This is a genomic window from Mucilaginibacter sp. L3T2-6 (assembly GCF_030519355.1).
In the GTDB taxonomy this organism is placed as follows: Bacteria; Bacteroidota; Bacteroidia; order Sphingobacteriales; family Sphingobacteriaceae; genus Mucilaginibacter.
In genome coordinates this window covers 131,437-137,436 of record NZ_JAUMKC010000016.1, presented here as the reverse complement: position 1 = coordinate 137,436, position 6,000 = coordinate 131,437, and the positions used below count along the sequence as shown (strand labels likewise).

6 protein-coding genes are annotated in these 6,000 nt (G+C 39.2%); all 6 read right to left on the bottom strand.

The features are described from left to right. Nucleotides 1-414 precede the first annotated feature (414 nt). Nucleotides 415-807, bottom strand: coding sequence for a hypothetical protein (locus tag Q3W13_RS17615; RefSeq protein WP_302865989.1), 393 nt, complete (start codon nt 805-807; stop codon nt 415-417). Nucleotides 808-1,152: 345 nt separating this feature from the next. After that, nucleotides 1,153-1,998: a hypothetical protein gene (locus tag Q3W13_RS17610; RefSeq protein WP_302865988.1), complete on the bottom strand. Its 846-nt coding sequence runs from the start codon at nt 1,996-1,998 to the stop codon at nt 1,153-1,155. Nucleotides 1,999-2,233: 235 nt separating this feature from the next. Beyond that, complete coding sequence (locus Q3W13_RS17605; protein ID WP_302865986.1) at nt 2,234-3,025, bottom strand: hypothetical protein; 792 nt, start codon at nt 3,023-3,025, stop codon at nt 2,234-2,236. 5 nt (nt 3,026-3,030) lie between these two features. Then, entirely contained in the window at nt 3,031-3,699 is a 669-nt protein-coding gene (locus Q3W13_RS17600) for a DUF4145 domain-containing protein (protein ID WP_302865983.1), read from the bottom strand. A 215-nt stretch (nt 3,700-3,914) separates the two neighbouring features. Continuing rightward, nucleotides 3,915-4,694 carry a DUF2971 domain-containing protein gene (locus tag Q3W13_RS17595; protein ID WP_302865980.1) on the bottom strand — a complete coding sequence of 260 codons (780 nt, stop codon included), beginning with the start codon at nt 4,692-4,694 and terminating at the stop codon, nt 3,915-3,917. Between the two features lie 132 nt (nt 4,695-4,826). Further along, nucleotides 4,827-5,510 (bottom strand): hypothetical protein, encoded by a 684-nt coding sequence (locus tag Q3W13_RS17590; RefSeq protein WP_302865979.1) that lies wholly within the window; start codon nt 5,508-5,510, stop codon nt 4,827-4,829. Between the last annotated feature and the right edge of the window lie 490 nt (nt 5,511-6,000).

Here is a 6,000-nt window from a genome sequence, read left to right as displayed (position 1 = left end):
AGAGTTCTTCATCCTTTGACTGTTTAAAGTTAAGACTTTTCGTCCTTTACACAGTCCGGTTTTTAGGAGGGGTTACAGTTTTGTGAGCAATAAGATTGGTTAATATGTTAGCTGATTGATTATTGCGGCCACCTTAATTAATGCTGTATCTCCTTAACATATGAATCCCAAGCGTTATCGTTTAGTCCGTTATCCAAGTCAGAGAGATGCTTTCTTATCTTTCCTAAGTCTCCATTATAGAGATCGATGTCGTGCTGTAAAGATTCTATTTCGACTATAGTCTTCAGTTCTTCATTCATCAGCTTATCACGTTGCGATAGAGTTTCCATTGTGATGGTTTAATTACTTATGGGTTGATTTAGTAAGCCAGTATAGTCAAACGCCAGGCTGAGCAAGCCTAGCGTTTCATTCTTTCTAAGATAGAATCACTTCACTTAAATTATCTTCACCTTCATATTCATAGAGCTTATCATACTCTTCGTAAGGGTTAAATAAAGCGATATTTAAGTTCTGCGCGAATTGGTAGAAATCATTGTGCGTCATATTAGTAAGAACACTTTTCACTCGCCTCTTTCCGCTAGGTTCCCGCGTTCGTTTTGCAAGGTAAAGGTTCAGACTGAACCCTTGACCTGAAAGCGATAATCTTATTCCAATGGGTTCATAAGTTTGTGTGTCGATGTTACATTTCTTTGCAATATCTATTAGCGCAGAATGTTCATCAACTTCCCAAGCTAGTGCAGCCTTACCTGCAAGGTCTGTGTAACTGGCTTGTGGACTTAGCATTGTTTCTATATTGAGTAGACTCATAATATTTATTTTAAGTAAATATACGACATTAAACAACCTGTTTTTACCACACTTTGACGACCTTTAATTGCCTGTAGTTCTAAAATAGTGAACCCTGCATACCATTGATCGGTTATGACGCTTTAACAGGTTCAAACGGATTAGTGTATGCTGGCTTAGGCTTAGAGACCTCATTAGGCTCTAGCTAAATATAGCTCAGCTCAGGCTCTGTAAACTTAATATAATAGGGCTTGTGAAAGCCATCGACTATCGTAGTTTTTAACGCTGTAGCCGGTGTGGATTTATCACCAAAGCGTAGATAATCTGAACTATACCACTATCAGTTCTAAGGTTCAAATTGGGCCATTATAATATTAGACCATTGATCGCTATTCGACAATCGCCAATCGTAGGGATACCTTCATAGCTTAAATCAATGTTACGATGTACGGCTCGTGGTTCACCATCAATCCTTACGACATTATGCAGATATTCATAGTAGCCTCTACCAGCAACACCGAATTGTAAACCACCACCAATTGTGGGAAACAAATTTGACTGAACGATTGAATTGAGCGCAACCGCAGGAATACGCCAGTATTTAAATCTATTTATCTTCGAAGTAGTGGCTGTTTCCATGTCAATAAGTTCCAATAGTCTCTTATTGCCAGTTTCTGACCCAAGGCAACAACAACTCAAATTCTCAGTTATCAAATGTTCCTGTGCCGTATAAACGTATTTGTCGTCAACCAGTGTGGCGCTTATCTTGGCTATAAAAGGCTCGTTTGATTGAGGACAAAATCCATATATTGCTGTTTCTGCTAGGCCTCTTACAGAAGCGCTGTAAAGCGATAGAATTTCAGTTGCCTTTTTTAGAATAGATTTATAATCCGGAATTGCTTTAATCTTTTGGGGACTGCCAAGACTTGATAATAGTGATGCTAATGTTGAATAACAGTTAAGCCCAACTAGGCTACTTCCCGCAAATGCAAAACCTAAGGACGTTCGGAAATAAACTTCCTGGGTAATATTCGGAAGTAGTTTACAAACAACTGGCAGTTCCAAAACCTTCGAACCAAATTCCGTCAGCGTAGTATGAAATTCATGTCCCTGTAAGGTCGTCTCAACGTTTGAGATTGAAGTATCAGCCGCTGCCCAAATCTGTTCGTCGTTGGAGCGCTCCGAATTATACCATATTGCTACTAATGTCATCTGTTTATTTATAAATAAAGATAAGTGCAATTTTAATGCAAACTTCAGGGTAGCCAAAAGAATAGCAAAATGAAATTCAAGCTGACGAACTGCTGAACAGACGCATTAAGGCAAGGTGGAGAGCAAAGCAAATGCGGAGGCTCCTGGAAGGATACCCATTTGCGTGATTCCACCTTGAAGCGACGCTGGACTATATGCTGATGGCGTAGCTAACTTTGTGGACAGAATTGTAAGGTTATTCTGTTTCTAACCATTGTTCACTCCATTTCGGATTGACTCCCTCAAGCTGAAATCGATATATTAGACTCCACCCAATACTTTCAACTAACAATTTAAGGTCGTGTTTAACTGAGGCGGCACTTGTAACACCTACAATAGTTCCTCCAGTACCAGCACCATATGGCTCAGAAATTAACCAATGCAAAGAATACCTTGACGATGTGAGTTCGCTAAAGTATCGAGAAGGACTTACTGTAAAGTGATTTGGAGGATAAAACGTAGCAAGTTCTCTTAACACTTCCTCATAAAAATCAATCATATGATAGCTCCTTTGCTTCATCGCTAAAGTTGTATCAGCCTCCCATTTTGTGTTTGCAATTACTTGCTGTGCTTTATGTATCACTACGATGTTGTTTAAATACTTGACAAGAATATCTAACTTATTCTGTCCTTTGTAGTCAACGTATTCCTGAATGGGCAGGGATTCTACCACAGTTTTAATAGATGCTGTATAATCTGCTTCTTTTTTGCGCCCTTGAACTCTTTTTAACCACTCTAACTTAAATAACTTGATTTGAGAAGAATTAAGCTTTCGCCCAAAGCCACCGTTGAGCATTGTATCATTATGACAATCAAGACAAAGTACCGCTAAGTTGTCTAAATCGTTATTGCCTGGATTCTCGTCGATGTGATGTATCTGTATTGGCTTTCCCGGTATAGTACAAATGCAACACGTCCTATTGGAGAGAAATAATATTTCGGCGGCAACATCGTCCGGGATTGGGACTCTATTCTTTTTTTGAGTCATTAATCCTACTTCATTGGTGGTTTACCTGAATCTGATAACTTAGCATTTAACGCAGCTTTTCTCGCTCTAGCACGTTCAGGAACCACGTAAAAGAAATCAAAAAGCGCCTCTAACACCTCCAAGTTCCATTCTGCTTCATGAGGCTCAACCTCCAATATTTCACCGGTACTAATACTCTTGTTCGGATGAGCTGCAAAGTTTCCAATGTTCCTTATCGCGTCAATGTCTTCAGCCAAATGAGACGGTAGTTTCCCCGAATCTATTACAGTTTGAATTTGCTTTGATAAATCTCCTTTGCTCACACCTGCTTGATCCAGTAGAAGATTTTGTAGGCATCGTCGACTTAATGCTGCGCTGGCTTTTGGGCTATCATTCATTACGAGGCAGGCTTCAAGATAATCTTGAGCAATGTAGTCGGTTACTTCAATCGGAACCGGCGGCCGTGACGAACTCTTAGGATAAATAAGTCTTGATGAAGCGACGTTTCCAAGATCCCACGTCCCATTACCATGGATATAACGATGACTCCCGTTTTTTAAGTAAAGAATGTTTTTTAAACACCCAGGATTAGCACAGAGATATCGTTCTATATACCAAGGGCCATCTGCATCGTTATCTAATGGCTTTATAATTGCGGTTGCGTGAAATTCGACTAAGCAATGCGGACATTTCATGTTTAAGGATTAGTTAGTGAGCTAATTTAGTATCATATACCATCATTTGCAAATGACGATCTCTGTTGTTAGATTTATGAACTAAATCACAATTATGAAAATCAGGTTAACTTTCCTGGTTGTTTTAATAATGTTTATCAATTCAACAATGTGGGTGACTGACTGAGTACCAACGAACACAATCACCACCCATGCGTGGAATATTGTTCCAAAAATCACGCATTTAGCCAAGGTGATGTTCTGAAGGACAAACTAAAACTTTCCTCTTGCATTTCAGCTTTTAAGTAGGTAATATCATTATGACCTGAGGAAGCAACAGAACTGATTACTGCAAGCATATCGGCTTGACTACATTTACATCCGAATATAATTTCTATTAATGCTTGCTTGTCGTAAAACACCGCTCCATTACTCGCGTTTACCAACCGATATTCCTCTTCGTACTCCCAATCCTTCGATTTCGTCGTGTACATTATCATTGCATTTGTTGTTGGGTCGTCAAAATAGTTAATGGGACGGAATTCATTTAGGTATCTAACCTTGGCTACTAAAAAAGAATTGATGTCTTTATATGGGTTAAATACCAAACACACGCCTTTATGATTATGAGCATAGTGTGACCACATTAATATGTTATTGCAGTTTGTTGTGAAACAACATATTCCCATATCACCGATGACCTTATCTGCTGTTTTCAGGTACGCTTCAACAATTATTTCAGGATTGTTAACCATGTAACTTGTGATTTCGGAAAGTGATTCACCTGGCAGGAGCGTTCGCCTTGCGTATTCAATTAGTTGTTCCCGACTTGGTTCATACTTCAGGAGCCTAGAATAGCAATCATAAGGGTCGTTAAAATCGGCTCGCCTTGAATGCCACAAGTAATTTTTGCTTAGACTTTGATGTAGAAAGCTGTTAACTTGAGAGAATTTATAAAGCTTGGGTGGTAAACCATTGGGTAAGAATTCTTGAACCAATTGATTACTGCTATTCATTATCACTATTAAAGTTTGAATTTTAAATTGACGTTTACACATTAACAAGCCGTTTAAAGCTACCGAAGGGGGACGCCGGCACCATCAAAGTGTGCGCTGGCATTCTAATTCCCAAGCCTTCTCTTCGATCATTTATTTGATATGTACCAATTTTAACATGTTATTAAGTAGGGATAAAGCTTGTTCTTTGCCTTGAATTATGGTAACGAGCCCGCTAACAAACGTAACCAATGCTCCAATGCCAGCTATAAACTTAAAGATAACATTCCTAATAACTTTGTGAGTTGCCGAATCGCTTAATATTCCAAACCAGTTTAAAAGATATACAGGAAATCCTAACAACTGTTTAAAGCCTTCTCTAAACCAAATAATGGGATTACGCAGGTCCTTCTTCAAGAAAGTAATAGAATCTTCGGTTACACCAATGTGTCGCAGCAAAGCGTCATCAGATGCATGTATATCAAAATCAGCGATTTGATTGTTCCTGAACTTTGGCAATGTGTTTATCAATATTTGATAGTTATCAACCCTGTACCTTTGCCAAGGCCCTACATAAGTCATCATGCCTTGATATCCTAGGTCAGATTGGATTTGATTAACGTTCTTAGTTAGCCAGATATAAATTTCCTGATTAACTTGTCCGTGACTATCCCATCTGTCATAAGATGAGCAATAGTTGTTAGCTAATAGAATAAATTTGTTTTGATACTCTATAGCGAACGCTAGCATGCGTTTATACCTAACGAGTCTTTTGTTTACTATGTAAGCACCAATAGCCAAAATCAAGAACAGAATTAACACTATTAACAGTTTCATGTGAAAGGTTGTTATTAATTCGAATATAGGTATTATTTATATAACGAGCCGTACAAAGCCAACAACGTGAAACAGAGTTGGCTGCGAGCAACGAAAAACGTCTCGGCAGGGAGAGGCGCCAGCCGACTGCTGAGTATCTGCGACAAACGATTGGCGTTGGCATTGCACAATGCGAGAGCATTGTAAATGCAATGAACATGCCAATCGAGCAGCGTTTTTCGTCGGCGTAGGCTCGCCGGACAAGATGAGCGACTGAGTTTAAATTTGAAGAGCGTTGCAAGCTTCACCTGGTCGACAGACCAAGTGAGAGCGCAGCAAAAGCGACTCTAATGTAAACGCAGGGAAAGCGAATGTGAGTGACGACTTTGTGCTCTCAAACAGCATGACAGGCTGCTTCTGTGCGATGGCTTAAAGGAGTACATTTTTAAAATGATGGGTATAAGTGTAAAGGCTATGAATTAAAAATGTTCCCTTTTAAAGTAAGGGTTTA